The organism is Olleya marilimosa CAM030 (genome assembly GCF_000518485.1).
Lineage (GTDB): Bacteria > Bacteroidota > Bacteroidia > Flavobacteriales > Flavobacteriaceae > Olleya > Olleya marilimosa.
Window position 1 is genome coordinate 83590 of the sequence record NZ_JADR01000007.1, and the last position, 26510, is coordinate 110099.

Here is a 26510-nt window from a genome sequence, read left to right on the forward strand (position 1 = left end):
ACTGCTAGGTTACGTCATCCTGAACTAGTTTCAGGATCTCATTATTTATTAGATTTAGGCTAAAAATAAATTCAGCACAAAACAAATTATTCTTCTAAATATAAGTCAATTAAACCCTCTGGAGTATCCACAAAAATAGTTTTGTTAGGCTTGTCTACTTTTGCAATAAACTCGTCATTCATTGGTATTAAAATTTCAATACCATCTCTGTCAATTTCAAACAAAGATTGTGCTGTACTATCATTAACCGCTTTGATAACACCAACAAATCCAAAGTTTTTATCTTCTACTTTAAAGCCTATAATTTCATGAAAATAAAATTTATCGTCTTCTAATTCTGGTAAAAAACTTAGCGGTAAGTAAATATCACTTTTAATTAAACTGTCTGCATCAGCTTCGGTATCTACATCTTCAAACTTTACACGAAGTAATTCTGATTTATGTAATTGAGAGCTTTCAACAAAAAACGGAACTAATGAACCACGTAAATCTATTAACATAGAGTCTAAGTTTTCATAAAGTTCTGGCTCGTCAGTATCTAGTTTTATAAGGAGTTCGCCTTTAAAACTATATTTTTTTACAATTTTTCCTAAAAAGAAACAGTCTTTAATATCCATAACAAAAGTTTTTTGCATAAAAAACTCCGATAAAAATTATCGGAGTTTAAAAGTATAAAAAATAATTTTTATTCTTCTTCATTAGAAGCTTCAGCGTCTTCAGCCACTACCTCTTCAACAGCTGGTGCTGCTGCAGCGATACGTGCTTCGTTAGCTGCTTTTTCTGCTTCAAAAGCTTTAGTTTTAGCGTCAGCTTCCGCCTTAGATAAACCTTCTTTTTTAGCTTCTACTTTGTTTGCTTTTTCTTCTAACCAAGCTGTAAACTTTGCTTCAGCTTGCTCTTCAGTTAAAGCACCTTTTCTAACACCACCTGCTAAATGGTTTTTAAGCATAACACCTTTGTAAGACAAAATTGCTTTTGCTGTGTCAGTTGGTTGTGCACCATTCTGTAACCATTTTACAGCGCCATCAATGTTTAAGTCGATAGTTGCTGGGTTTGTGTTTGGATTGTAAGCACCTAATTTTTCTAAGTATTTACCATCTCTTTTTGCTCTAGCATCTGCTGCTACGATCCAGTAATAAGGTTTTCCTTTTTTACCGTGTCTTTGTAATCTAATTTTTACTGGCATAAATAATTAATTTGTAAGGTACGCGACCTCTATTATTAATAAGCTGCAAAGATACTATATTTTTTTAATTATCAAGTTTTTAAAGTAAATCTGTCAAATAAAATAAATTATTCTATTTTTGGTCTTGTATAAAAGTAATGATAATGAAAAAAATAACAATTTTATTAGTTCTCTTATTAAGCTTAACATCTTGTAGTGAGGATTTAGTTTTTAATAACCCTGCATTTATTGGACATAATGATGGCGAATTGTGGGAAGCTACAACTTATAGAGCTAATGTTGATGGCTCAGGAAATTTAACAATTACTGGTATTAGAGGTTTAGAGACTGTGATACTTAAAACTAACGATACTGCCGAAACTTTGTACCAATTAGGTAATACAACATCTTCTGCAACTTATGAAAACGAATTTGGTGACTTTTACTCAACTAACAATGAACCTGATCCTGAACTGCAAATTTATCCAGCAGATGGTAAAATAAATATTTCTGAATTTAATAGCATTGAAAGAACAGTTTCTGGAACGTTTGCTTTTAACGCATTTGATAGTTCTGGAACAATGACTGAAAATTTTAATAAAGGGTATTTTTATAATGTGCCAATATTAAGCATTGGAAATGTTGTGTCGACAGATCCTTTAGTTGCATGTCAAAATGCAACAGCGGTTGTGGTGACAACAAAAACTAATTATGACTCTGTAGATACAACATCACCAGATTATCCAGTTTATTGTGGTTTATATAAAACTGCACTTGAGGTAAAATTACAACAATGTGGTGATCCAGATGGATCTATGCAAGATTTGATTGACGACTTAGGTGATTGCACTAATTAATTACCTTCAAAATATAATATTTGAGCCAACGCAATAGCGTTGGCTTTTTTTTGTTAAATACTCTTAAGGCTATCACAAAGCCTGTTAAATCGCTTGACATCAGGTGGTGTTTGTGTTATATTGTTATTGCAGATGTGAAACAATATGCATCTTTAAAAAAAATATTGAAATTTAAATGATCAAAGATATTATGAATTACAGTGAAAAAATTTCAAACAAGTTAAACGAATTATTAGTTAAAAATTATGATGCCGAAAAAGGGTATTTAAATGCAATTGATAACGTAGACAATAAAGAATTAAAAATGTTTTTTAAACGAAGAGCTTCAGAACGTAGCCAATTTGCAAAAGAATTAAGAACAGAAATTTTGCAATATGGACAAATCCCAGAAGACTCAGGTAGCTTTAAAGGAACCATGCATAGAAATTGGATGAGCTTAAAATCAACCTTTACTTCAAATAATGAAGAAGCTATTTTGGAAGAAGCAATTAAAGGTGAAGAAGCTAGTCTGGAAGAATACGATGCTTTGTTAAAAGAAAACAATTTGCCTCCAACAATAGATAATTTAATTGCTAAGCATAGAAATGCGATTCAAGCAGCAATTAACACCGAAAAAGTACATGAAGAGCTAATCTCATAAACGCATAGTTGTAAAATAAAAGCCAGCAGTTATCTGCTGGCTTTTTTTTGTTTACAACTGTTTGCTATTTCGCTTTATAAAATTATAAATTCTATGTACTTTTATAGGCTCGTATTTTTCAGCACAAACTTCAAAGAAATCACATAATGTACTTAATATTTGATACCGAAACCACAGGATTACCTAAGCGTTGGGATGCACCAATTACTGATACAGATAATTGGCCTAGATGTATCCAAATTGCTTGGCAATTACATGATGAGATGGGTAATTGTATCGAGCATCAAGATTATTTGGTCCAACCTGAAGGTTTTAATATACCATATGATGCAGAAAAAATCCATGGTATATCTACAGAATTAGCACAACAACAAGGTGTCCCATTATCAGAAGTTTTAGAAAAGTTTAATGTTGCATTAAGTAAAACTAAATTTGTAGTCGGTCAAAACGTAAAGTTTGACTTAAATATTATGGGAGCGGAATTTGTTCGCGAAAGCGTAGAAAATCCATTGCAAGAGCTACCTGTTTTGGACACTTGTACAGAGTATACTGCAGAGTTATGTCAGATTCCAGGAGGACGATACGGTAAGTTTAAGTTACCTACTTTAACAGAGTTGCATCAGTTTTTATTTGATCAGCCATTTGCTGAAGCACACAATGCAACAGCAGATGTTGAGGCAACAACACGTTGCTTTTTAGAGTTAATTAGATTAAAAGAGTATACAAAAGAACAGTTAGATGTTCAGCCAGATTATTTTGAGCATTTCAATAAAGCAAATCCTCAAACAATTCAGCTTATAGGATTAAAGCATATTAACCTTAAAAAGGAAAGTGCTAAAATCCAAGCGCAATTACAAAAGCAGAATACAAGTGAGATTTCTTCTGCCGAAATTAAAGAAAACATCAAGGATTTACAGTCCGTAGATTTTGTTCACTTACATAATCACTCTCAGTTTTCTGTATTGCAATCCACAATTAGTATCACAGATTTGGTCGATTTGGCTGCTGAGCAGGACATGCCTGCAGTTGCACTTACTGATCATGCTAATATGATGGGAGCATTTCATTTTGTAAAAGCTATTAATGGTCATAATAGAGCAGTTAAAGCTAAAAATGCCGAAGCTGAAGCTAAAGGAGAAACACCTAAAGCAAAAGAAATAAAAGGGATTTTAGGTTGCGAATTTTTTGTTTGCGAAGACCATACAGATAAAAGCAGAAAAGACAATGGCTATCAAATTGTCCTGATTGCCAAAAATAAAAACGGATACCATAACTTGGCTAAGCTGTCATCGCATGCGTTTGTTGATGGTTTTTACTATTTACCACGTATTGATAAAAAATTAATTGAGCAATATAGAGAGGATTTAATTTGCTTGACAGGAAACCTTTATGGTGAGGTGCCAAGCAAAGTGTTAAACGTTGGAGAAAGTCAAGCCGAAGAAGCGTTGCTTTGGTGGAAAGACTTATTTCAAGACGATTTATATATCGAGGTTATGCGTCACAATCAAGAAGACGAAAACCGTGTTAATCCAACTTTAATTAAATTTGCTAATCAGCATAATATTAAGTTGGTTGCAACTAATAACACCTATTACGGAAAACAAAGCGATGCTAATGCACATGATATTTTATTATGTGTTAAGGATGGCGAAAAGCAATCAACACCTATAGGAAGAGGTCGTGGTTACCGTTACGGTTTACCAAATCAAGAGTATTACTTTAAGTCCTCTGAAGAAATGAAGGCTTTATTTAGGGATATTCCTGAGGCAATTACAAATATTCAAGAAGTCGTTGATAAAATTGAAGGTTTTGAGCTTGCCAGAGATGTCTTATTACCAGCATTTGATATTCCAGACGAGTTCAAGCATCCAGAAGACGAAGTTGATGGAGGAAAGCGTGGAGAAAACGCTTTTTTAAGACATTTAACCTATGTTGGAGCTAAAAAACGTTATGGAGAAGAGCTGTCTGAGGAAGTTATAGAACGATTAGATTTTGAACTTTCAGTTATTGAAAATACTGGTTATCCAGGGTATTTCTTAATTGTAGAAGATTTTATACGCGAAGCCCGAAAAATGGATGTATCGGTAGGACCTGGACGTGGTAGTGCTGCGGGTTCTGTAGTAGCGTATTGTTTGTGGATTACAAATATTGATCCTTTACTATATAACTTACTTTTTGAGCGTTTCTTAAATCCGGATCGTGTCAGTATGCCAGATATCGATATCGATTTTGATGATGAAGGTCGATCACGTGTCATGGATTATGTAATAGATAAATATGGAAGTAATCAAGTAGCGCAAATTATTACTTATGGTACTATGGCTGCTAAAAGTAGTATCAGAGATACAGCACGTGTATTAGATTTACCACTTTTTGATGCAGATAGGATAGCAAAGTTGATTCCGACAATGTCTAAATTGAAAAAGATTTTTGGACTATCTGAAAAGGAATTAGGTCAAAAATTTAGAGCGGAAGATTTAGAAAAAATAAACGAGCTTTTTAATATTTCGGAAGGCGATAATTTAGAAGCCGAAACAATAAATCTTGCTAGAAGCCTAGAAGGTTCTGTAAGAAATACAGGGATTCACGCTTGTGGTGTAATTATTACGCCAGATGATATTACTAAGTTTGTACCTGTAGCAACAGCAAAAGATTCAGACTTATATGTAACCCAATTTGATAACTCTGTAGTAGAGGATGCTGGATTACTTAAGATGGATTTCTTGGGATTAAAAACGTTAACCTTAATTAAGGATACCGTTAAAATTGTAAAGGCTAAACATGGTATAGTTTTAGATCCTGACACTTTTCCTCTAGATGATGTCAAGACTTACGAGTTGTTCCAGCGTGGAGAAACGGTTGGTGTTTTTCAATATGAATCTCCTGGAATGCAAAAACATTTAAAAGATCTTAAACCAACTGTTTTTGACGATTTAATTGCAATGAATGCACTGTACAGACCTGGTCCAATGGAGTACATACCAAGTTTTGTACGTAGAAAACATGGTGATGAAGATATTGAGTATGACCTACCAGCAATGGAAGAGTACTTAAAAGAAACCTATGGAATTACCGTTTATCAAGAGCAGGTAATGCTATTATCACAAAAGTTGGCAGATTTTACAAAGGGTGAAGCCGATGTTTTACGTAAGGCAATGGGTAAAAAGCAAATTGCGGTTTTGGATAAAATGAAACCAAAATTTGTAGAGCAAGCCAGCGCAAAAGGACACGACCCTAAAAAATTAGAAAAAATTTGGAAGGATTGGGAAGCATTTGCAAGTTACGCCTTTAACAAGTCGCACTCGACTTGTTATGCTTGGATTGCTTACCAAACAGCGTATTTAAAAGCGCATTATCCTGCTGAGTATATGGCAGCAGTACTGTCTAATAATATGAATGATATTAAGCAGGTAACCTTTTTTATGGATGAGTGTAAGCGTATGAAATTACCTGTACTTGGACCTGATGTTAATGAATCGTATTATAAATTTTCGGTAAATAAAGACAATGCTGTGCGATTTGGTATGGGAGCCATTAAAGGTGTTGGTCATGGAGCTGTAATGACTATTGTTAATAATAGAAATGAAAATGGACCCTATACCTCGATTTTTGATTTGGCAAAGCGTATAGACTTGCGTGCAGCCAATAAAAAGGCGTTTGAAAATTTAGCGTTAGCTGGTGGTTTTGACGAGCTTGGAGATACACATCGTGCGCAGTATTTTTATAAAGATGGTAGTGATTTGACTTTTTTAGAAAAAGCAATAAAATATGGAGCGAAACATCAAGAAAACGAAAATTCAGCTCAAGTCAGTTTGTTTGGAGGAGAGAGTGATGTGCAAATTGAAGAACCTGTAATCCCAGAGTGTGATACTTGGGGAACAATGGAAAAATTATCCAGAGAGCGTGAAGTGGTTGGTGTATATATATCAGGACACCCTTTAGACGATTTTAGAACTGAAATGAAATCGTTTTGTAATGGTAAAATATCAGACTTTCATGATCTTAATCCTCATGTAAATAAAGAAATTACATTTGGTGGAGTGGTAACAGATGTACAACATCGTGTTAGTAAACAAGGTAAAGGTTGGGCACTATTTACTATTGAAGATTATACGGATTCTTTTGAATTTAGAGTATTTGGAGAAGAGTATTTAAAACATCGTCCTTTTTTATTACAAAATACATTTGTACACGTTAAAGCATTTGTTAGAGAAGGATGGGTAAATAGAGATACAGGTAAAAAAAGTGAGCCAAGATTACAGTTTAACAGCTTTCAACTGTTGCATGATGTTATGGAAAAAAATGTCCGTAAAATATCAATTCAATTAAATATTAAAGAGTTAGAGGCAGAAAAGATTCATTATTTAAAAGAATTAATCTCAATGCACCCAGGTAATCACGCGCTTAACTTTTTAGTTTATGATAATAGAGACAAAATTAAGTTAACTATGATTAGTCGAAAACAAAAAATTAAAGTCACTAATGAGTTGCTTAATGAGTTGCAAGAACAACAGATTCATTTTTTAATTAATCAGTAAATAAATATTGGTTTGTTTTACGTTTTAAAAATCATCAACATAAGTCAAACCAATACAGCAATAGTTAAAACAAATTGTCTGGTTGTAAGCTTTGGCAGAATTTTTGACTAATATTGCATATTAACATGTAGTAAAACACAATTAAAACATAATATTATGGCATTAGAAATCACAGATGCAAATTTTGAAGAAACAGTATTAAAAAGCGATAAGCCTGTAGTAGTAGACTTTTGGGCAGCTTGGTGTGGACCATGTCGTATGGTTGGACCAATCATCGATGAGTTAAGTACTGAGTATGATGGTAAAGCTATCGTAGGTAAAGTGGACGTAGATGCAAATCAAGAATTTGCTGCAAAATATGGTGTACGTAACATTCCAACGGTTTTAGTATTTCAAAATGGTGAAGTAGTAGGACGTCAAGTTGGTGTTGCACCAAAAACAGCTTATGCTGAAGCGATAGACGCTTTATTATAAGTCAATGTTATTAAAGTATTGATAAAAGGTTTGCTGTAATGGCAAACCTTTTTTACTTTAGTTGAAACTATAATAAATACCTAAATAAACTATAGGTTTTTTTATAGTGATATTAAACTTTAAGATTTAAACGATCAAAATTATAAAAAATGAGTAAAACAATAAAAGTACAAGATGCTATCGATACTAAACTTTTAGAAGAACGCAAAGTGTTTCTTTGGGGAATGGTTGATGATAAATCTGCAAAGCATGTAATAGACAGATTACTGTATTTAGATAGCATAGAGACTAAGGATATCACATTGTATATTAATAGTCCTGGAGGTTATGTAACCTCAGGATTTGCAATGTACGATTGTATTAAAAGTTTAAAAAGCGACGTTTCAACAGTATGCACAGGATTAGCAGCGTCTATGGGTTCTATATTATTATCTGTTGGTGCAAAAGGAAAACGTTTTATACAACCACATGCCAGAGTTATGATACACCAACCAAGTGGTGGAGCACGTGGACAAGCAAGTGATATAGAAATTACTGCTCAAGAAATTGTAAAAACCAAAGAGTTAAGTGCTCATATTTTAGCAGACAACTGTGGTCAAACGTTTGAAAAAGTAATGAAGGATTTTAATCGTGACCATTGGATGGGAGCAGATGAGTCTGTTGCTTATGGCATTGTTGATGGTATCGCAGAGTAATGAAATTACAAGACGAACTTAATAAAGCAGGAGGATTTAAAAACCTCGAGCACTTAGCAAAGCAAGTGGTCGAGGGATTTATATCCGGAATGCATAAAAGTCCGTTTCATGGTTTTTCAGCAGAGTTTGCAGAGCATAAAATTTATAATCAAGGCGAAAGTACGCGTCACATAGACTGGAAACTGTTTGCTAAAACAGATAAGTTGTACACAAAGCGTTATGATGACGAAACTAATTTGCGTTGTCATATTATTTTGGATAATAGTAGCTCTATGCATTATCCAAAAATGAATAACTACGCCTTATCAAACTTAAATAAGATTGCTTTTTCAGCTCTAGCATCAGCAGCTTTGATGCATATTTTAAAAAAGCAACGTGATGCTGTTGGACTAAGTATTTATAGTGATGCTTACGATTTTTACGCACCAGAAAAAGGGAGCGAGCGTCATCATCAAATGTTATTGCATCAATTAGAGGATGCTGTTACAGTAGATCCAAAAAACAAGCAAACAGATACCTATGTGTATTTGCATCAAATAGCAGAGAAGATACACAGACGATCATTAATATTTGTATTTACAGATATGTTTCAGGCTTCAACAGATCAAGAAAAACTATTTGAAGCTTTAAGACACTTAAAACATAATAAACATGAAGTTGTTTTGTTTCATGTGCATGATAAAAACAAAGAAGTAACCTTTGATTTTAATAATAAGCCCAAAAAATTTATTGATATTGAAACTGGAGACTACGTCAATTTATATGCGGATCAAGTAAAGGATAATTACAAAAAAGAAGTTTTAAATTATTTTAATGATTTAAAAATGAAATGTCTGCAATACAAGATTAAATATGTTAATGCTGATGTAAATCAGGCATTTGACAAGATTTTGACAACTTATATGATCGAACGTGAAAAATTTATTTAAAAAAAAATAAAAAAAAGTGAAAAAAAGTTTGCGACATTGATGAAGAAGTGTATCTTTGCACTCGCAATAACGCAACGGTCTGGTAGTTCAGCTGGTTAGAATGTCGCCCTGTCACGGCGAAGGTCGCGGGTTCGAATCCCGTCCAGACCGCGAAAATTGCTAAAAGCTCCGATTTATCGGAGCTTTTTTTGGCAATAAAATTTAGTTGTGTTGTTTTGATAGATGTAGTAGTCTATCAAACTGGTAGAAAGCTAGTCAAATAGCTTGAACCGATGGAAAGCTTTCCTTTTTTCTTCTAGAAAATTGGGATGCTTTTTTGTTTTAAAGCGCTTTGTCTGTGTTATTTGCTTTTCATCGAATTATTTGCTATTTTTAGTCTATGTTATGATATTTTCGTCGGGCTTTAAAAGTTTCCCTCAAACATTACCACTATTAAAGCTAATCAATTAATCTTCTTGGACATACAAATAATTAGTGTGTTAATTTGGTAAGCTATATTCTTAGCTTACTGTTAGTATATTTAAATTTTTAAAATTATTAAATAACTCAAAATTAACCTTAAATAATTATTATTATGAAATCCCTAAAAATTACATTAGTAGCAATCTTTTCTATCGTATTATTAACTGGAGTAAGCGCTTTAAATGATACAACACCAAACAAAGAAAATTCTAATACCGAAGTTAAAAAAGTAGATATTAAGTTACTAGCAACTAATGGTATCAAAAAAGATAAAGTACCATCTCAAGGATAGTCTATAGTTTAATTGTGGTAGTATAATAAGCATTGAAAATTATCAGTGCTTTGTGTGCCTGTATTTATCTATTTTATCCTAAATTTGGTTTTATCTTAATTTTGTAAATAGATTGATAAAATATTTTCCATTAGTAATTTTACTTTTTGCTAGTCTAGGTTATAGTCAGAGTTTCGACTCAATATACTATTACAGAAACTTAGCCAAAAATGACCAAATAACTACGGAAGACAGGATTACGTATGCTAAAAAAGCAATTACATTATCTGTTAAAACTGATAGGGACTCTACTTTATTAAATAGTCAAAGAGTCTTATCTTTTTTATACATAATTGATGGGCAAATAGATAACATCAAATCTATAAATCTTAATAATTTAGATCTTGCCAAAAAATTAAAAGATTCGGTCTCAATTGCAAATGCATACTACAATCTGGGCTATTCTTATGGTAAAACACAAAAAGTAGATAGTGCTTATTATTATTACTTCAACGCAGTTAAGCTTTACGATAAGTTAGAAGATTTTAAAAATTATGCTGCTGTTTTATTAAATATGGCAAATATCCAAGAGTCTGAAAGAGATTATATTGGAGCACAAAATAATGTAATTAAGGCCATAAATGTTGTTGATAAACTTCAAAAAAACGAATATAATGTAGATACAGAGTGGTCCTTATATAATCTTATTGGTATAATATCAGGCGAGCTTAAGCAATATGATAACTCAATAGAATATCATAATAAAGCCATTAATAGTAGTAACAAACTAAAAGATAATTATTTCTACAAAATCTATTCTAACGTTAATATAGCTTCGACTTATCGAAAAAAAGGCGATTATAATCTTGCTATTGATATGTACAATCAAATATTAAATAGTAGTAAACTTTTAACACAGGATCCTTCAACTTATGCTTATGTAATAAATGATTTAGCGTACTCTAAGTTTTTGCGTGGAAAGGATTCTAATAAAGAAATTGAAACGCTTTATAGACAAGCTTTTAGGCTTAGTGATTCTATTTCGGATAAAAACATAAAGATGTCTGTTAGTCTTAACTTTTCAGACTATTTTAAAACGATAAATCAACTCGATTCGGCTGCGATATATTCTACTACAGCATATGTTTTGGGTAAAGAGTTAAAGCATAATAAGACTATTTTAAAAGCACTTTATATTAAGTCTGAAATTGAAAAAGGGGAAACTTCAAAAAAATATCTCTTTGAACATATAAGACTAAATGATAGTTTACTTTTTGCAGAACGATCAAGTCGAAATAAATTTATGCGAATTGATTATGAAACAGAAGAAATTAAACAAGAAAACCAACAAATCTCACGTCAGCGTTTGTGGTTACTTATTGTTTCTGGAGCGTTGCTATTTACTTTGTTTTTTCTGTACATTATTAAAACCCAACGAGAAAAAAATAAAGAATTACAGTTAGAAAGACAGCAACAAGAGGCTAATGAAGAAATATACAAACTCATGCTATCTCAGCAAGACAAAATTGATGAAGCTAGAAGTTTAGAAAAAAACAGAATATCTAAAGATATTCATGACGGAATATTAGGAAAGCTTTTTGGAGTAAGGCTTAGTTTAGATGGTCTGAATTTAAGCGTTAATAAAGAGGCTATTGACAAAAGGAGCCATTATATAAGCGAGCTTAAAAATATTGAAGAAGATATCCGTAAAGTATCTCACGAATTAAATACCGACTTTATAAAACAATCCGGTTTTTTGGATATTGTTAAAACTTTGGTTGATACTCAAATGAATGCTTATAACATTGAGTATACATTTTATGGTGACGACAATATTGATTGGGAAGCGTTAAATAATCAAGTAAAAATTCATCTTTATCGTATTTTACAAGAAACCATGCAAAACGCTTATAAACATGCCGAAGCTACAAAAGTTGATATTTCATTTAAAAATGAAGCAGGTAAATTAGTCTTCAGTATTTTTGATAACGGAAAAGGTTTTGATACCCAAAAAGCTAAAAAAGGGATTGGATTAAAAAATATAGAGGATAGAATACAAGAAATTAACGGAAAACTTAGCATTAAGAGTCAAGCAAATAAAGGCACTAAAATTATAATTATTGTCCCAACAATAAATAAGTAACCTATGGAAAATAAAATTTTAAAAATATTAATGGTGGATGATCATCCAATGATTATTGAAGGATATCAACACACGTTATTAGCTACTAAAAAAGAAAATCAAACATTAGAAATTGATATTGCTACAGACTGTGACTCTGCATTAGCAGCAATAAAAAAATCAAAAAATATTGGAAAGCCTTACGATATCTATTTTTTTGATATTAGTATACCTCAATCTTCAGACGGTATTTATAAATCTGGTGAAGATTTAGCAAAACATATCAAGCAGACACAGCCAGAGGCTAAAGTGGTTATCTTAACAATGTTTAATGAGGTTTACAGAATACACAATATAATTAAAACTATAAATCCTGAAGGGTTTTTAATTAAAAGTGATTTAACATCAAGCGAGTTAGCTAGTGCTTTTGAAGTTATTCAAAATAATCCTCCTTTTTACACAGGTACAATTAATAATACTATTAAGCGAAGTATTTTTAACCCTATTGAAGTAGATGAAATAAACCACAAAATGCTTTATTTTTTATCATTAGGTGTCAGAACAAAAGATTTAGTTGAGCCATTAGGCATTACATTAAGTGCTATTGAAAAACGAAAAAAAAATCTAAAAGAATTGTTTGCTGTGGAGGATGGTAAGGACGAAACTTTAATAAGTATAGCTAAGGAAAAAGGCTACATTTAAATAAAAATGTTAAAATTTAATTTTTTTTAGCGATCAAAAATCTATCAAATAACTTGATATGACTAAAACTTGTGGTTTTAACCACAGTAATGGTGTGGTTTTAACCACAATAGGTAAATATAAGATTATATATATTTGCTATATAACTTAGTATAAAGTTAATCATTCCCTTCAAACTTCTGTTTGATTAATAGCATTTACATTTACACACTATAAAGCAACATTTAAGGATGTTGCTTTATCTTTTTTATATCATTAGGTGTTTATATTCCCAAAACGTAGCAATAAAATAGCCCATATATACAATAGCCACTATAAACTTTATTAAAGTTCCTGTTACAAATCCTAAAATTGATCCAAAAGCAGCTTTGAGCGCTGTATTAGTGTTAGCGTTATTATATTTTTCTCCAATAAAGGCACCAACAAATGGCCCAATAATTATGCCTCCAGGAATAGGTGAGAATAACCCAATAAATAATCCAATGGTTGTTCCAATGACTCCAGATCGACTACCTCCAAATCGTTTGGTACCAATTGCAGGAATAAAATAATCTAAAGTAAATATAACTATAGCAATAATTAAAGTTATTATTAAAAAAGTATTGTCATTAGGTACAGCTGTGGTCATGTGTAAAAACAGTAAACCTATCCAACTTAATGGTGGACCAGGTATAATAGGTAATAAGCTTCCTGCTATTCCAAATAAAATAAACATTATGCCTAAAAGGCTAAATAAAATATCCATCAGTTTTTTTATTAATAAGACTACTAAAAATAACTTTTGTTACATTTTTAAACTAAAAAATTAGTTTAAACTATAAAATTAGTTATATTTGAATCATTCAACTAAAAAGTTAGTTACAAATAATGAAAGCACTTACTAAAGCAGAAGAGGATATTATGCAGGTTTTATGGCAACTAAAAAACGCCAATGTTAAACAAATAATAGACTTTATGCCAGAGCCAAAACCTGCTTATAATACAGTCTCTACAATTGTAAGGATTCTGGAATCTAAAGGGTTTGTGGATTATAAAAAACAAGGTAAGGGTCATATTTATTTTCCAATTTTAAAAAAACAAGACTATAGTAATCAGTCTATTAACAAATTGGTGGATAATTATTTTCAAGGATCATTTAAAAGTATGGTGTCTTTTTTTGTTAAAAAAAATGACATTAGTTTAAACGAGTTGGAAAGCGTTTTAAAAGAAATTAATAAAGAAGAATAGCTATGTTGTATTTAATATTTCAGTGCATATTATTTCAACTATTATTTTTAATAGTCTATGATTTGTTTTTAAAACGAAACACTTTTTTTAGTTATAACAGATGGTATTTGTTAATCACATCTGCATTGTCAATTGTTATTCCGTTTATTAAAATAGACAGTTTTAATACACTGCTAGATAGCAATTCAATTATTGTGTTGCCAGAAATTGTTTTGGGCAGTTTAAACAATCAATCTAAAACAAATTATTCAGATGACACTGTAGTCTCACTAATGACGGTAGCTAATGGCTATGTTTTAATCACAATAATAATTTTTAGTGTCTTTGTAATAAAGCTATTTAAGATTTTAAAATTAATCCATCATAACCCCAAAACAATACAAGATAATTTAACCATTGTTCATCTAAAGGAAACTAATGCAGCATTTTCATTTTTTAATTTTATCTTTTTAGGAGATACACTGTCAAGTACTGAAAGACAATCAATTTTTGAACACGAAAAAATTCATGCCATCCAAAAACACAGTATTGATTTGTTGTGGTTTGAGGTCTTAAAAATTGTTTTATGGTTTAACCCATTAGTGTATGCATACCAAATAAGAATTAGTAATATCCACGAGTATTTGGCAGATCAAAAGGCTGTTAAAGTTAGTAAATCAGAATACTATCAACAATTATTACAACAAGTTTTTAGTGTTAAAACTTGTGCTTTTATCAATCCATTTTTCAAACAATCATTAATCAAAAAACGAATCATTATGTTACAAAAATCAAAAACAAAACAATCACATGTAGTTAAGTACTTATTATTAGTTCCTATGGTGTTAGGGATGTTAGTCTATTCTTCTTGTTCTAACGAAACAGAATCTTATCAAGAAGCAATAGTAAGTGTTAATACCGAAAAAATAGTGGTCAACGATAGTACATCATTGGATGTAGACATCCCATTTTCTACTATTGATCAAGCACCTTTATTAGAAGCTTGTAAAACACTTGTTGACAAGGACCAACAAAAAAAATGTTTTTCAGAGGAAGTGTCTAAACATGTCCTAAATAATTTTAATACCAAGTTAGCCGATAATTTAGATTTAAAAAAAGGGCTTACTAAGGTTTATGTAAGTTTTAAAATAAGTAAAACAGGAGCTATTGTTGATGTAATTTCAAGAGCAGTACACCCTGATTTAGAGGCAGAAGCATATCGTGTAATTAATAGCTTACCAAAAATGATACCTGGTATGCATGAAGGTAAAGCGGTAGATGTTGCTTATGGTTTACCAATAGCGTTTAAAATTAACTAAAATGAAAAAAATTATTGTCTTAGTCAATATTTTGCTTTTTGTTAGTGCTAATTCCCAAACCACCGTTTTAAAAACAGCAGATAGCTTATATGATTACGGAAATTTCTCAAAAGCAATAGCGTTTTATAACCAGTTAGATAATCCATTGGATTATGCTGATAAAATAGCAAAATCCTATTATTATATAGGTAATTATGACCAAGCAATAGACTATTACAATAAAGCATTGTTAAACAATCCAAACAACCAATTAATAAAGTTTGAACAATGTAAATTATTGTTTCAAAATGGTCAATTAGCCAAAGCTAAAACCCATTTATTGGACCTAATAAAAGCAGATCAATCCAACCCTAATTACTACTATTTTTTAGGGTTGGTTGGTAATGCTTCAGACAATTTTGAAACTGCTCAGGATAATTTTTTAAAAGCCTATCAATTGGATCAAACACATCAAAATGCAATTTTTGAATTGGCTAAATACAGTCTTCAAAAAAGAGCGTTTAAAAAGGTCGAAGATTACGTAAACAAGGGGTTAGAATCTTATCCAAATAATAAAAAGTTAATAGGACTTATTGCTCAAAAACATTATTTAAATAATGAATACCATGAATCCATAAGTCAATTTTTAAAACTCTTAGATTTGGGCGAAACAACCAAGTTTGTTTACGAAAAATTAGGGTATTGTTACGGTAAAGTTTACTATTACAGTAAGGCTATAAAATATTTAGACCTAGCTTTAAAGTTAGACCCTAAAGATGCTAATAATCATTATTTATTAGGTATTAATTATGAACAAATCCGTAAATACGATTTAGCCGAAAAGCATGTTCTAGAAGCTATTAAGTTATTAGACCAACCCTTGGATGAGCAGTATGCTAAATTAGGCCTTTTGTATAATTTACAGGATAAACCAGCAGAAGCGATTCAGGCTTTTAATAATGCAATAAAAGAAAATCCAAAATCTGAGTCCAATTACTTTTTTAGGACGTTTACTAAATTGGATTATTTTAAGGATCTTGATGCTAAACAAAAGGAAGTTCAAAAGTTTAATAATCAATTTCCGGACAGCAAATATTCAGAAATATTAAACCTCAAATTAGCGAAGTTTAAAAGCGAAAAATTTCAAAATAAAACCGAATAGAGATTTTGTAAATCAACACTTTAAATTGATTTTAATCTAAAAGTCTAGTTTCAATATAAATTTCTTAGTTAGATTTATTAATTTGTATGAAAATTACTATATATTGAATACTTATTTAATTACTATTTTATATGAAAAGATGTCTACCCTTAGTTTTTGCTTTATTTAGTTTTGCATTTACAGTAAATGCACAAAGTATTAAAGATTGTAAACAAACCTGTACAATTGATAAAATAGTTTACGAAACAGCTTTTTTAGGTGTGCAGTTTGGTAGTCCTTGTGATAAAGAAAGTAAAGTTGATCCAGGTGTTATTATCCTAAAAGTAATAGATAATACTGCTGCTGCAGAAAACAACTTGCAACCCTATGATTTAGTATTAGCAATTGACGATTTAGAAGTCAATAGAAGAGGAGATGCTATGAATGCTGTTAAAGCATATCAGCCTTTTGATACAGTAAAATTAACCATTCAACGTGACGGAAAAATAAGTGTAAAAATAATCACATTAGGTGCTAAATCCTCTAAAGTAGTACAAGAGGAAGTATGCTGCGATGCTATAACAACTACATTATCCAAAGAAAATATTAGTCTTTATCCAAATCCAGCAGTAAGCCAATTAAATGTGGCTTTTAAAGAGGTGCTTCAAGGCGAGTATAATTTTGCTATTTACATGACCAATGGTGTACTTGTAAAACAATACAAAAAACACTTTGCTAAAGGTGATTTAAATGAAGTCTTAAACGTAGATAAACTTGAGGATGGTGTCTATGTATTAAAAATATCTAAAGACGACATAACCTACTCTAATCTGTTTGTAGTTAAAAGAAATTAATAACTTACCAGTTTCTGTCATTTAAAAAAGTTGTACTTTTCGGCTATATTAGTTAATTATGAAGCAAATAGCTGTTTTCTTATTGTGTTTTATGTTGGCCTCTTGCCAATATTTTGACATAGAAAAAACCTCTTCTGATGCTATTTTAAAAAAAGAACTTAAAACCTTTAATTGGAAAGAGTTAGATAGTTATCCAAGTTTTAAAACCTGTGACTCATTACAGTCAAAACTTGATGCTAAACAATGTTTTGAAACCACTTTAGCTAATCATATTTCTAGTAAACTTCAAGAAAAAACAATTATAGTAACTCAGGATATTAATGATACAATAATGTTATCCTTGTTAATTTCAGAAAAAGGAGCGTTATTATTAAATGCAATAGAAATTGATAGTATCACAACTTTAGAAATTCCTGAAATCAAGCATTTAATTTCCGAAAGTTTAAATACATTACCAACAATTTATCCAGCCATAAAACGTGGTCAACAGGTAAAGTCGCAATTTAAATTACCAATTGTATTACAAGTTAATTAAGTTTGGTTTTAAAATCTAATAGCAAACTTTTTCATTAGTCTTAAAATTTCAACATACAACCAAATTAATGTAACTAAAAGTCCCCAAGTTGCCATCCACTCTTTGTATTTGGTGGCTTTATTTTTTTGTCTTTCTATGTAATCAAAATCTAGTAAAAGGGATAAAGCAGCAAAAATGGCTGCAAAAATATTAAATCCAATAGCAAGCCAAGAGGTTCCCCAAATAAAAGATTTTATACCAAAAAAACTTAAAATCCAAGAAATAAAGTACACAATAAATAGGGTTGTGCAAACAGTTATTATCACACTTTTAACTTTTTTAGTGACTACGATTAATCGGGTTTGATATAAAAACAAAACCACAAAAAAAGTCACGATGGTTACACCTATAGCTTGATACGGTAAATCCGGAAACCTAGCCTGAGCATAAGCAGTAATACCACCTAGAAAAAAGCCTTTTGCTACAGCATACAATGGTACTAAAACATGAGCCCACTGTTGTCTAACAGAAAGCACAATACTAATAACGATAGCAGTAAGCATACCTCCAGAAGCAAACCATTTAATGTTGGTTCCGTTGGCATAAAGCTTCCAAATGGCAACAACGATAGTTGTTATAACCAGTAAACAGAATAAAGTTTTAGTCATAATACCACCAACAGTCATTTTTTGACTAGTCGTTGGATTACGGTTTTTCCAAAAGTAATCTGTAAATGCTGGATTAGAGGTCTTTTCTAAAAAACGCATGTTATAAATTTAACTTGTAACCTAAAGACAAGTCTAATGGAAAATTACCTTCGTTATCTATAAAAGCAGCAAACAAAGAGTCTAAAACAAGCGTGATGTAGCCTTTACCTAATTTATAATCTGCACCTATTCCAAAAATTAAAGGAACATCAAAACCAGAATTTTTTACTTCATCAATAATTAATGTTTCCGTGTTGTTTGGATCTTGATAAGCAATAGTTGTTTTAGACTTAGTAAAAGTGGCAAACTTAGTTTGTCCATAAATATTAAAACTTGGTTTGTTTATAAATCTAAATCGGTAACCTAAAGCAATTTGGGTTGCGCTATATTTAAAATCGTCAGTATCTCCTGCACTACGTATATTTAAAAAACCAGAATGTTTTGGTACAGAGCTGTCCTGAAAAACTTCTAATTCTGCTCCAAAAAACGGTACAGATTTATTGTTTGGATTAACCACAAAAGGATGGTTAGTTAAACCGCTAAAAACACCAACTCTAGTTTTTAATTTTGGTTTGTCACTAGCATAGGTGTAGTTAGGATCACTTGATGCATTAGCTTGATTAATAAAGTTTTTTAAACTATAAAGTGTAAGCTTTACCTTAGAAGCATCTTGACCTGTTGTAGCCTTTAAAGTGGTTTGATAAGCATTATCATATTTATTGTCTGCACCTTTACTGTTTGTTAATTCTGTTAAGTTTTCATTTTGACTTTTAATAAAATAACGATAACGTCCATTAAACGTATTCCATAACAAGTCGTAGTCACCTTCTATCGCTGTCTTAAGTTCAATTTTTTCGTTATTAAACGTATATGTGTTTTGTGCAATAGTAAGCGTTGTAAAGCTTAAGGCTAAAAATAAAACTAGGGTTTTCATAATGCTGTAGTTTGGTTTAATGCTAAAGTAAATGTTTTTGGCTGAAAAAGCTATTTCTTAAATGTTCGGTTTTTCCATTTATAGGTTGTAAACATAGATATAAAGGCAATATAAACACTAAAAAATGGGTAAATAAAACAGCTCCAAAGGTAATGCTTAAGCAATTCTTCTTTATTAAATAATTGGCAAGCTTTATAAATTAGTATAAAGTCTATAGCTACTTTTATAAAAAACAGATAAGCAAAAGGTTTTAAGGCAAATAGTCCTAAAGTTACTAATACAATTCCAATAACTAGACTAGCATTTGTTATCAAGACTAATAAGCCAACAATTTTAGCAAATGTGTTATTGTAATTACTAGTTTTACTAGCCCAACGGACACGTTGTGATATTAAATTTTTTAAATTATTTTGTGGTTTAGTTATGACAGTAGCCTGCTTACTTTTTAGATACTTAATACTGTTGCTATCTTTTTTTAACGCTTTTTCCATTAAAAAAATATCATCACCACTTGCAATGTTTGTATTGCCTTCAAACCCATTTAGTTGTTGAAAAAACTGTTTTTGATAAGCCAAATTTGCGCCATTACATAAAAACGGTTTGTTAATTCCAAAAGCACCAATGGTAGCACCAATTAAACTTAAAAAATCTAAAGCTTCAAATGTATTTAAAAGCCCATTGCCTTGACTATAGCTTACTGGACCAGCAATCATTTTTAATGATTGACTTTGTATAAAATTATCAAAACTATCTAGCCAATATACAGGTACTATGCAATCTGCATCAGTGGTAATAATCCATTGGTGTTTAGCTTGGTTTATTGCAGCCTGTATTGCGTCTTTTTTTGGTGAATTTGTGTGTCTTTGATTATTAATAATTTTGAGGTTGTAATTTTTAGTTTCGTTTATTACTAGGTGATTTTTTATGATTTCAATTGAATCATCTTCAGAGTCATCATTCACTAAAATAACTTCAAATAAATATTGAGGATAATTTAAGTTTAAAAGAGATTGTAATAATTCTGGTAAATTTTCGGCTTCATTTCTAAACGGAATAACAACTGTAAACGTTGTTTTTGGAGCAATGTCTTGTAGTCTAAAATCTTTTACTTTATCAAATCCTAGCACAAAATAGCCTATTAAAAACAGATACAGAATTGTAATAATTACAAAGGTGATTAGCATTAGATGATGGTTTTTGATGGGTTGAATCTTAAAACAAAATAACTTCCTAATAGGCTTGGTAGCGCAAAGTTTAGTAGCCACATTAATAGTGTGCAAACTAACACAGGAAGTTCTGCAATGTTAGCTAAACCAAATAAATAAATGGCAATGCTTCCTTTTATAACTACATCAAAAATTGAAATAGTAGGAATAATAGATGCTAGTAAATACATTGTTGTAATTATTACCATAGCATCAGGATAACTTGTTTCAATTCCTAAAAGCGTTAAAATGTAATAAAACTGAAACGAAAAAATTGTATATCTAATTAGTGATATTAGTAAGCCTATTGTAATATAAGGATAACCTAATGTGGTTAGATAATTAGTGATTTTTGGAATGGAAAATCCCTTTATTTTATATTTACTTTGTTTTATCCCAAATAATGTTAGCACTAAAATAGTTAAAGCTATAAGTAAGCCTCTTGATATTTTAATAATATTAATAGTGATGTCAAAAGTGTTATAGTAAAAGATAAAGCCAATAATTCCTAAAATAACAGTAATGCTCATTTGCATTAAATTACTCATTAGATTTAGCAATAAAACACGTTTTCTTAGTGGTTTTGAATAATAAATAGCTTTTGCACCATATTCTCCAATACGATTTGGAGTTAATAAAGAGGCTGTTAAAGCACCTAAACTTTGCTCTGTAGCTTTTAACAACGTTATTGTTTTAAGTTTAGAAACTAAAAAGCGCCATTTTGTGATTTCCAAAAACCAATTTAAACTACTTAAAAGCACTAAAAACACCACGTTTTTAATGTCAAACAACTTGTTTTGCTTTAAAATTAATATAAAACTTCTAAAATCTAAGTGGTCATTATGTAGAAGTTTTTGGTAGATAAAATAAAAAGCGCCAACAACTATACTTAATTTAATAAGTACAAAAAAGAATTGTTTAGTTTTGTAAGGCAAGCTGCTGTGCATAATAGTTGCGCCAATGTTAAGGTTTGCAAATTAAACTAAATATTACACAATGTTATCTACTATCAAACACTATTGCTTTATCTTAATTGCTGTTTTTACCTTAAGCACAGCAAATGCACAAATAGAAACTAGTAAATGGAAAGCCTTATTTGCACTAGGTTTTAATAGTCCATCACAAGATGGATTGGTTGCGCCTTTTGAAGCTAATAGTATTAATTTTCCGACAATAAATTTAGGTGTACAACGTATGTTTACGCCACAATTAGGAGCTAAGGTGGACTTTGGATATAATCGTTTTGCAAATGCGGACAATACACCAGAGTTTAAAACCAATTATACACGTGTTAATTTACAATTTGTATACGACGCGACTCGCGATTTTAATTTTTTACCATTTGGGACAGGGATGTTGTTTCATGTTGGACCTGGTTACTCCATGATTAAACCTTTAGGCGATTATGGTGATAATAAAACATCCTTTTTAAATGCAATGGGAGGATTGGAGTTCCATTATGGGATTAGTAGGACTGTATCAGCATTTATTGATGCCTCTTACATTGTAGGATTTGCAGATGCTTTTGACCCAATTACAGAAGGATTTGGATCTTTTAATGGTAATATGTTAACGGTAACTGTAGGTGTGGCAGTCTCATTAAGCGGTTGTTATACTTGTAATTAAATGAGCAAAGAACAAATTATTTTAGGGATTGATCCAGGAACAACCATTATGGGTTTTGGTTTAATTAAGGTTGTAAATAAAAAAATGAGTTTGATTCAGTTAAACGAATTAGATTTAAAAAAATACGACGACCATTATTTAAAGTTGAAACTCATTTTTGAACGTACCATTGAGCTGATAGAGACACATCATCCAGATGAGATTGCTATCGAAGCACCATTTTTTGGTAAAAACGTGCAAAGTATGCTTAAGTTAGGTCGTGCACAAGGTGTAGCTATGGCAGCCGGTTTAAGTCGCGAAATTCCTATTACAGAGTATGCGCCTAAAAAGATTAAAATGGCAATTACAGGTAATGGGAATGCTAGTAAGGAGCAGGTAGCAAAAATGTTGCAAAGTATGTTAGGGATTAAAACCTTACCTAAAAATCTAGATTCAATGGATGGGCTAGGCGCAGCAGTGTGTCATTTTTACAATCAAGGACGTGTAGAGATTGGTAAAAGCTATACAGGTTGGAGTGCGTTTGTTAAACAAAATGAAAAGCGTGTAAAAAAGTAGTAACACTTAGGTTTACAATTAATAGCTTAATAAAATGTCAGGAATATATATACACATACCGTTTTGCAAACAAGCCTGTCATTACTGTGACTTTCATTTTTCAACGTCCATGAAAAAGAAAGATCAGTTAATTTCGGCTTTAGCCAAAGAATTAGAGTTGCGCAAAGATGAGTTTAAAAACACAACTGTTGAAACCATCTATTTTGGAGGAGGTACACCAAGTGTGTTGTCTACAAAAGAACTGCAATTACTTATTGATACAGTATATTTAAATTATAAAGTTACCGATAGTCCAGAGATTACTCTAGAAGCCAATCCTGACGATTTAAATGAAGACACAATAATTGCATTATCAAAAAGTCCTATTAACAGGCTTAGTATTGGTATACAATCTTTTTATGAAAAAGATTTAAAACTAATGAATCGTGCACATAATGCTAAAGAAGCTAAACGTTGTTTGCAACTAGCAACCCAATATTTTGATAATATAAGCTTAGACTTAATTTATGGGATTCCAAATAGTACAAATACAGAATGGTTGGATAACATACAAACTGCATTAAGCTTTGGCGTGCCACACATTTCTAGTTATGCTTTAACCGTAGAGCCTAAAACAGCATTAGCTAGTTTTATAGCAAAAGGAGTTATAGATAATGTGGATGACGACTTAGCGCATGAGCAGTTTCATATTTTAATAGAGCAATTAAATCAAGCAGGTTTTGATCATTACGAGTTGTCTAATTTTGGTAAAAAAGGATTTTACAGTAAAAATAATAGTGCCTATTGGTTAGGTAAGCCTTATTTAGGAATTGGACCTTCTGCTCATAGTTTTAATGGTGAACAACGTGCATGGAATGTAAAAAACAACGCAATTTATATTTCCAAAATTAATCTTAATCAATTACCATTGGAGGTAGAAACTTTGACTGTAAATGATAAGTATAATGAGTACGTCATGACTGGATTGCGAACTATTTGGGGCGTTTCGTTAGATAAAATCGAAAAACAGTTTGGTAAATCCTTTTTGGAATACTTGTTGCAACAAGCTAATCAGTATATAAATAAACAAATGTTGTATATTGAGGATAACAACTTAAAAACAACAAAAACCGGTAAGTTTCTAAGCGACGGAATTGCTTCGGACTTATTTAAAATTATCTAATTTTGATTTCTACTATAACCATAAACACCAGAAAATACACAGTAAACTTAGCACAACCTTTAGATATTTCTATGCCACTTCGTGCCTCAAAATCAAATGCTAACGCTTGGTATGTTGACGAGCCAAAAATAGAACCTGTAGTGGTTAATGATTGGATTGCAAGTGTTAAAGAAGGTGCATCAATAAATTTTAATAACATTAAATTTAATCCACATGCACATGGTACACATACAGAGTGTGTTGGTCATATTACAGAGCAGTTTTATAGTGTAAACAAGTGTTTAAAACAGTTTTTTTATTTAGCCGAAGTCATTACAGTAGCTCCAGAATTAATAGGAGAGGATCAGGTAATATCAAAAGCACAATTACAATATTTATTAAAACAGCGTAAACCTCAAGCTTTAATTATTAGGACTATGCCTAATACTAAAGAGAAAAAATCTAGGCAATACTCTAACACTAATTGGCCTTATCTAACAGAAGAAGCTGCTATATTTATCCGAAAAATAGGTGTCAAACACTTATTAATTGATTTGCCTAGTGTTGATAAAGAAAAAGATGATGGTAAATTGTTAGCACATAAAGCCTTTTGGGATTTTAATGGTACGATTAGAAAAGACGCCACAATAACAGAGTTTATTTATGTCTCTAATAAAATTGAAGATGGTAAGTACGTATTAAATCTTCAAATTGCACCAATCGAGAATGATGCGACACCAAGTAAACCTATTTTATATAAAATCGAAAACTAAATGGAAACGTTTTTTACATTAATTATAGGTGGTATTATAGGTTTAGGTATTTACACTTTATACAATCATTTGCAGTCCAAAAAAAAGGTGTCAGCGCAATCTGTAATCTTATTAGACAAAATTAAAAAGGTTTGTAAGTTTATTACTGTAGAAGGTGATTTTGCTGAAATCTATCATTATGAAGATGTTAAAGAGCGCTTTTTAAAATTAGTGTCTAGTAAGAAAAAAGCCTTAGTAGTAATTAATGCCAAAGCTTATGTTGGCTACGATTTTAATAAAATTGAATTAACTGCTAATCATAAAAAAAAGACGATAACAATTAGTCATTTTCCGCAACCAGAAATATTGTCCATAGAGACTAATATTAATTATTACGATAAAAAAGATGGTTACTTTAATAAATTTGAAGCTACCGATTTAACCAACTTAAGCGAGGAAGCTAAGCAACATATTAGAGATAAAGTTCCAGAAAGCGGATTGTATAATGTAGCCAAAAAAGAAGCTTTAGAATCCTTACTTCTTGTTGAAAATATAGTCGAAACAATTGGTTGGTCATTAGACTATTCTGCATTAAAAATAACTTCTAAGAATGATAAGATGTTAAATTAAAGTGTTTTTTATCGATTAAAAACGCGTTTTATCAGATTTAATAATTTTTGTTCTTACATTTGTTTTAACCTATTTGTGTTTTAATACCTTGATTCACATAACCAAAGCTATTAGTTATGAACAAATTTTTACAATACATTAATGACACTTTATTAAGTTTAGACATTCCGCCAATTGCAACCAAGGAAGACACTCTTTATTTAAAAAAACTAAGAAGACAATCTAGCAAGTCTAATACAAAACATCAAAAATAAATTTAAGTTGTCTTTATTATGGATACAGAGCTATTAAGGACCTATTGCTTAAGTAAGCCTAAGGTTACCGAATCTTTTCCGTTTGATGAAAGTACCTTAGTGTTTAAAGTGTTAGGTAAAATGTTTGCTTTAATCCCATTAGATAAATGGGAGCGTGGACTAGCGTCTATAAACTTAAAGTGTGATCCAGAATATGCTTTACAACTTCGTGCAGAGCATGAAAGTATTGTACCTGGTTGGCACTCCAATAAAAAACATTGGAATACAATCCAGATACATAAAGCCGACTTAAAACCACAATTTATACAGCAATTAATAGATCACTCCTATGATATGGTAATCAAAGGAATGACTAAAAAAATGAGGTTGGAATTGGAGTCTTAAAATCATTTACCGACACTCAACTGCAACTTATCTACATATAATTCTCTTTTAAAGAAATAAAAAAATAAGCACTAAAGACCATGCTACCTTTGACACCATTAAACATATATTCTCACAGTATGAGTGTTCTAAATTTTTTTAAAAGCAAAATAAAAGTCATAACTAATGTTAATGACAATACATTAAACAATATGTATGACGATCAGTATAGCAAGAGTTTGTATTTAAATTTAAAGCAATTAGAATTTATTTCAAATTTTGAAATGCATCTAGATAATAAAGCAGTAGATAGTTATTCTCTTAGTTTTCTTCAAGAGCTATCTAAAATTAAGCAGTCTGCCAAGTTAAATACAATACAATCTATTCGTTTTTATAAAAAACAAAAATAGTATTTCCATTCGTCGACACTTAAAGGCTATCCGTCGACAGTTATCCATGTCTAACCGAAATATAA

The 26510-nt window shown here is 31.0% G+C and carries 29 protein-coding genes and 1 tRNA gene; 23 read left to right on the plus strand and 7 right to left on the minus strand.

The annotated features are described in order from the left end of the window. Nucleotides 1-86: 86 nt before the first annotated feature. Both rimM and M890_RS0109215 read right to left on the minus strand, forming a co-directional pair. A complete protein-coding gene (rimM, locus tag M890_RS0109210) occupies nt 87-617 on the minus strand; it encodes a ribosome maturation factor RimM (RefSeq protein ID WP_028283259.1) in 531 nt (176 codons plus the stop codon). A gap of 68 nt (nt 618-685) precedes the next feature. Further along, nucleotides 686-1186 carry a 30S ribosomal protein S16 gene (locus M890_RS0109215; RefSeq protein ID WP_028283260.1) on the minus strand — a complete coding sequence of 167 codons (501 nt, stop codon included), beginning with the start codon at nt 1184-1186 and terminating at the stop codon, nt 686-688. A gap of 143 nt (nt 1187-1329) precedes the next feature. Between M890_RS0109215 and M890_RS0109220 the strand changes: the two genes are divergently transcribed. The 10 genes from M890_RS0109220 (at nt 1330) to M890_RS0109265 (ending at nt 12855) form a co-directional block, all read left to right on the plus strand. Beyond that, nucleotides 1330-2022, plus strand: a complete 693-nt coding sequence (locus tag M890_RS0109220) for a DUF6252 domain-containing protein (RefSeq protein ID WP_028283261.1) — start codon at nt 1330-1332, stop codon at nt 2020-2022. 190 nt (nt 2023-2212) lie between these two features. After that, entirely contained in the window at nt 2213-2662 is a 450-nt protein-coding gene (locus M890_RS0109225; protein WP_028283262.1) for a ferritin-like domain-containing protein, read from the plus strand. A gap of 146 nt (nt 2663-2808) precedes the next feature. Next, a complete protein-coding gene (dnaE, locus tag M890_RS0109230) occupies nt 2809-7200 on the plus strand; it encodes a DNA polymerase III subunit alpha (protein ID WP_028283263.1) in 4392 nt (1463 codons plus the stop codon). 117 nt (nt 7201-7317) lie between these two features. Continuing rightward, on the plus strand, nt 7318-7674 hold the full coding sequence (gene trxA / locus M890_RS0109235; protein ID WP_339875949.1) for a thioredoxin: 357 nt from the start codon (nt 7318-7320) through the stop codon (nt 7672-7674). A 149-nt stretch (nt 7675-7823) separates the two neighbouring features. Beyond that, the gene (locus M890_RS0109240) at nt 7824-8369 is read left to right on the plus strand and encodes a ClpP family protease (protein ID WP_028283265.1); all 546 of its coding nucleotides are present in this window, start codon (nt 7824-7826) and stop codon (nt 8367-8369) included. Beyond that, nucleotides 8369-9298 (plus strand): DUF58 domain-containing protein, encoded by a 930-nt coding sequence (locus M890_RS0109245; protein ID WP_028283266.1) that lies wholly within the window; start codon nt 8369-8371, stop codon nt 9296-9298. The genes M890_RS0109240 and M890_RS0109245 overlap by 1 nt, the downstream gene beginning before the upstream one ends. A 76-nt stretch (nt 9299-9374) precedes the next feature. Beyond that, nucleotides 9375-9448 (plus strand) — tRNA-Asp (locus M890_RS0109250). A 424-nt stretch (nt 9449-9872) separates the two neighbouring features. After that, nucleotides 9873-10052, plus strand: coding sequence for a hypothetical protein (locus tag M890_RS0109255; RefSeq protein ID WP_028283267.1), 180 nt, complete (start codon nt 9873-9875; stop codon nt 10050-10052). A gap of 112 nt (nt 10053-10164) precedes the next feature. After that, nucleotides 10165-12174 carry a tetratricopeptide repeat-containing sensor histidine kinase gene (locus tag M890_RS0109260; protein ID WP_036597375.1) on the plus strand — a complete coding sequence of 670 codons (2010 nt, stop codon included), beginning with the start codon at nt 10165-10167 and terminating at the stop codon, nt 12172-12174. Between the two features lie 3 nt (nt 12175-12177). Then, entirely contained in the window at nt 12178-12855 is a 678-nt protein-coding gene (locus M890_RS0109265; protein WP_028283269.1) for a response regulator, read from the plus strand. Between the two features lie 247 nt (nt 12856-13102). On the opposite strand, the gene M890_RS0109270 is transcribed toward M890_RS0109265, so the two are convergent. Continuing rightward, on the minus strand, nt 13103-13600 hold the full coding sequence (locus M890_RS0109270; protein WP_028283270.1) for a DUF456 domain-containing protein: 498 nt from the start codon (nt 13598-13600) through the stop codon (nt 13103-13105). A gap of 122 nt (nt 13601-13722) precedes the next feature. Between M890_RS0109270 and M890_RS0109275 the strand changes: the two genes are divergently transcribed. The 5 genes from M890_RS0109275 (at nt 13723) to M890_RS0109295 (ending at nt 17889) form a co-directional block, all read left to right on the plus strand. Further along, the gene (locus M890_RS0109275) at nt 13723-14082 is read left to right on the plus strand and encodes a BlaI/MecI/CopY family transcriptional regulator (RefSeq protein ID WP_028283271.1); all 360 of its coding nucleotides are present in this window, start codon (nt 13723-13725) and stop codon (nt 14080-14082) included. Between the two features lie 2 nt (nt 14083-14084). After that, nucleotides 14085-15380 carry a M56 family metallopeptidase gene (locus tag M890_RS0109280; RefSeq protein WP_028283272.1) on the plus strand — a complete coding sequence of 432 codons (1296 nt, stop codon included), beginning with the start codon at nt 14085-14087 and terminating at the stop codon, nt 15378-15380. A 1-nt stretch (nt 15381) separates the two neighbouring features. Then, nucleotides 15382-16521: a tetratricopeptide repeat protein gene (locus M890_RS0109285; RefSeq protein WP_036597376.1), complete on the plus strand. Its 1140-nt coding sequence runs from the start codon at nt 15382-15384 to the stop codon at nt 16519-16521. A gap of 131 nt (nt 16522-16652) precedes the next feature. Continuing rightward, a complete protein-coding gene (locus tag M890_RS0109290) occupies nt 16653-17354 on the plus strand; it encodes a PDZ domain-containing protein (RefSeq protein WP_028283274.1) in 702 nt (233 codons plus the stop codon). A 58-nt stretch (nt 17355-17412) separates the two neighbouring features. Further along, entirely contained in the window at nt 17413-17889 is a 477-nt protein-coding gene (locus tag M890_RS0109295; RefSeq protein ID WP_028283275.1) for a hypothetical protein, read from the plus strand. Between the two features lie 8 nt (nt 17890-17897). Here M890_RS0109295 and M890_RS0109300 read toward each other — a convergent pair whose 3' ends face one another. From M890_RS0109300 to M890_RS0109315, 4 genes are read right to left on the minus strand one after another with little or no spacing between them, the layout of a single operon-like run. Continuing rightward, complete coding sequence (locus tag M890_RS0109300) at nt 17898-18635, minus strand: Bax inhibitor-1/YccA family protein (protein WP_028283276.1); 738 nt, start codon at nt 18633-18635, stop codon at nt 17898-17900. A 1-nt stretch (nt 18636) separates the two neighbouring features. Further along, a complete protein-coding gene (locus tag M890_RS0109305) occupies nt 18637-19509 on the minus strand; it encodes a hypothetical protein (protein WP_028283277.1) in 873 nt (290 codons plus the stop codon). Between the two features lie 50 nt (nt 19510-19559). Beyond that, the gene (locus tag M890_RS0109310; RefSeq protein ID WP_028283278.1) at nt 19560-20693 is read right to left on the minus strand and encodes a glycosyltransferase family 2 protein; all 1134 of its coding nucleotides are present in this window, start codon (nt 20691-20693) and stop codon (nt 19560-19562) included. Further along, nucleotides 20693-21661 (minus strand): lysylphosphatidylglycerol synthase domain-containing protein, encoded by a 969-nt coding sequence (locus tag M890_RS0109315; protein WP_028283279.1) that lies wholly within the window; start codon nt 21659-21661, stop codon nt 20693-20695. Before M890_RS0109315 ends, M890_RS0109310 begins: the two co-directional genes overlap by 1 nt. Before the next feature lie 49 nt (nt 21662-21710). Between M890_RS0109315 and M890_RS0109320 the strand changes: the two genes are divergently transcribed. The 8 genes from M890_RS0109320 (at nt 21711) to M890_RS0109355 (ending at nt 26445) form a co-directional block, all read left to right on the plus strand. Continuing rightward, nucleotides 21711-22340 carry an outer membrane beta-barrel protein gene (locus M890_RS0109320; RefSeq protein WP_028283280.1) on the plus strand — a complete coding sequence of 210 codons (630 nt, stop codon included), beginning with the start codon at nt 21711-21713 and terminating at the stop codon, nt 22338-22340. Then, nucleotides 22341-22895 (plus strand): crossover junction endodeoxyribonuclease RuvC, encoded by a 555-nt coding sequence (gene ruvC, locus M890_RS0109325; RefSeq protein ID WP_028283281.1) that lies wholly within the window; start codon nt 22341-22343, stop codon nt 22893-22895. Between the two features lie 34 nt (nt 22896-22929). Then, the gene (gene hemW / locus M890_RS0109330; RefSeq protein ID WP_028283282.1) at nt 22930-24057 is read left to right on the plus strand and encodes a radical SAM family heme chaperone HemW; all 1128 of its coding nucleotides are present in this window, start codon (nt 22930-22932) and stop codon (nt 24055-24057) included. A 2-nt stretch (nt 24058-24059) separates the two neighbouring features. Further along, nucleotides 24060-24809 (plus strand): cyclase family protein, encoded by a 750-nt coding sequence (locus M890_RS0109335; RefSeq protein WP_028283283.1) that lies wholly within the window; start codon nt 24060-24062, stop codon nt 24807-24809. Next, nucleotides 24810-25418 (plus strand): DUF4230 domain-containing protein, encoded by a 609-nt coding sequence (locus M890_RS0109340; RefSeq protein ID WP_028283284.1) that lies wholly within the window; start codon nt 24810-24812, stop codon nt 25416-25418. A 116-nt stretch (nt 25419-25534) separates the two neighbouring features. Further along, nucleotides 25535-25672: a hypothetical protein gene (locus M890_RS16740; RefSeq protein ID WP_157243274.1), complete on the plus strand. Its 138-nt coding sequence runs from the start codon at nt 25535-25537 to the stop codon at nt 25670-25672. Nucleotides 25673-25690: 18 nt separating this feature from the next. Continuing rightward, nucleotides 25691-26056, plus strand: a complete 366-nt coding sequence (locus M890_RS0109350) for an MmcQ/YjbR family DNA-binding protein (RefSeq protein ID WP_028283285.1) — start codon at nt 25691-25693, stop codon at nt 26054-26056. A 119-nt stretch (nt 26057-26175) separates the two neighbouring features. After that, on the plus strand, nt 26176-26445 hold the full coding sequence (locus M890_RS0109355) for a hypothetical protein (protein ID WP_028283286.1): 270 nt from the start codon (nt 26176-26178) through the stop codon (nt 26443-26445). The last annotated feature ends 65 nt before the right edge of the window (nt 26446-26510 follow it).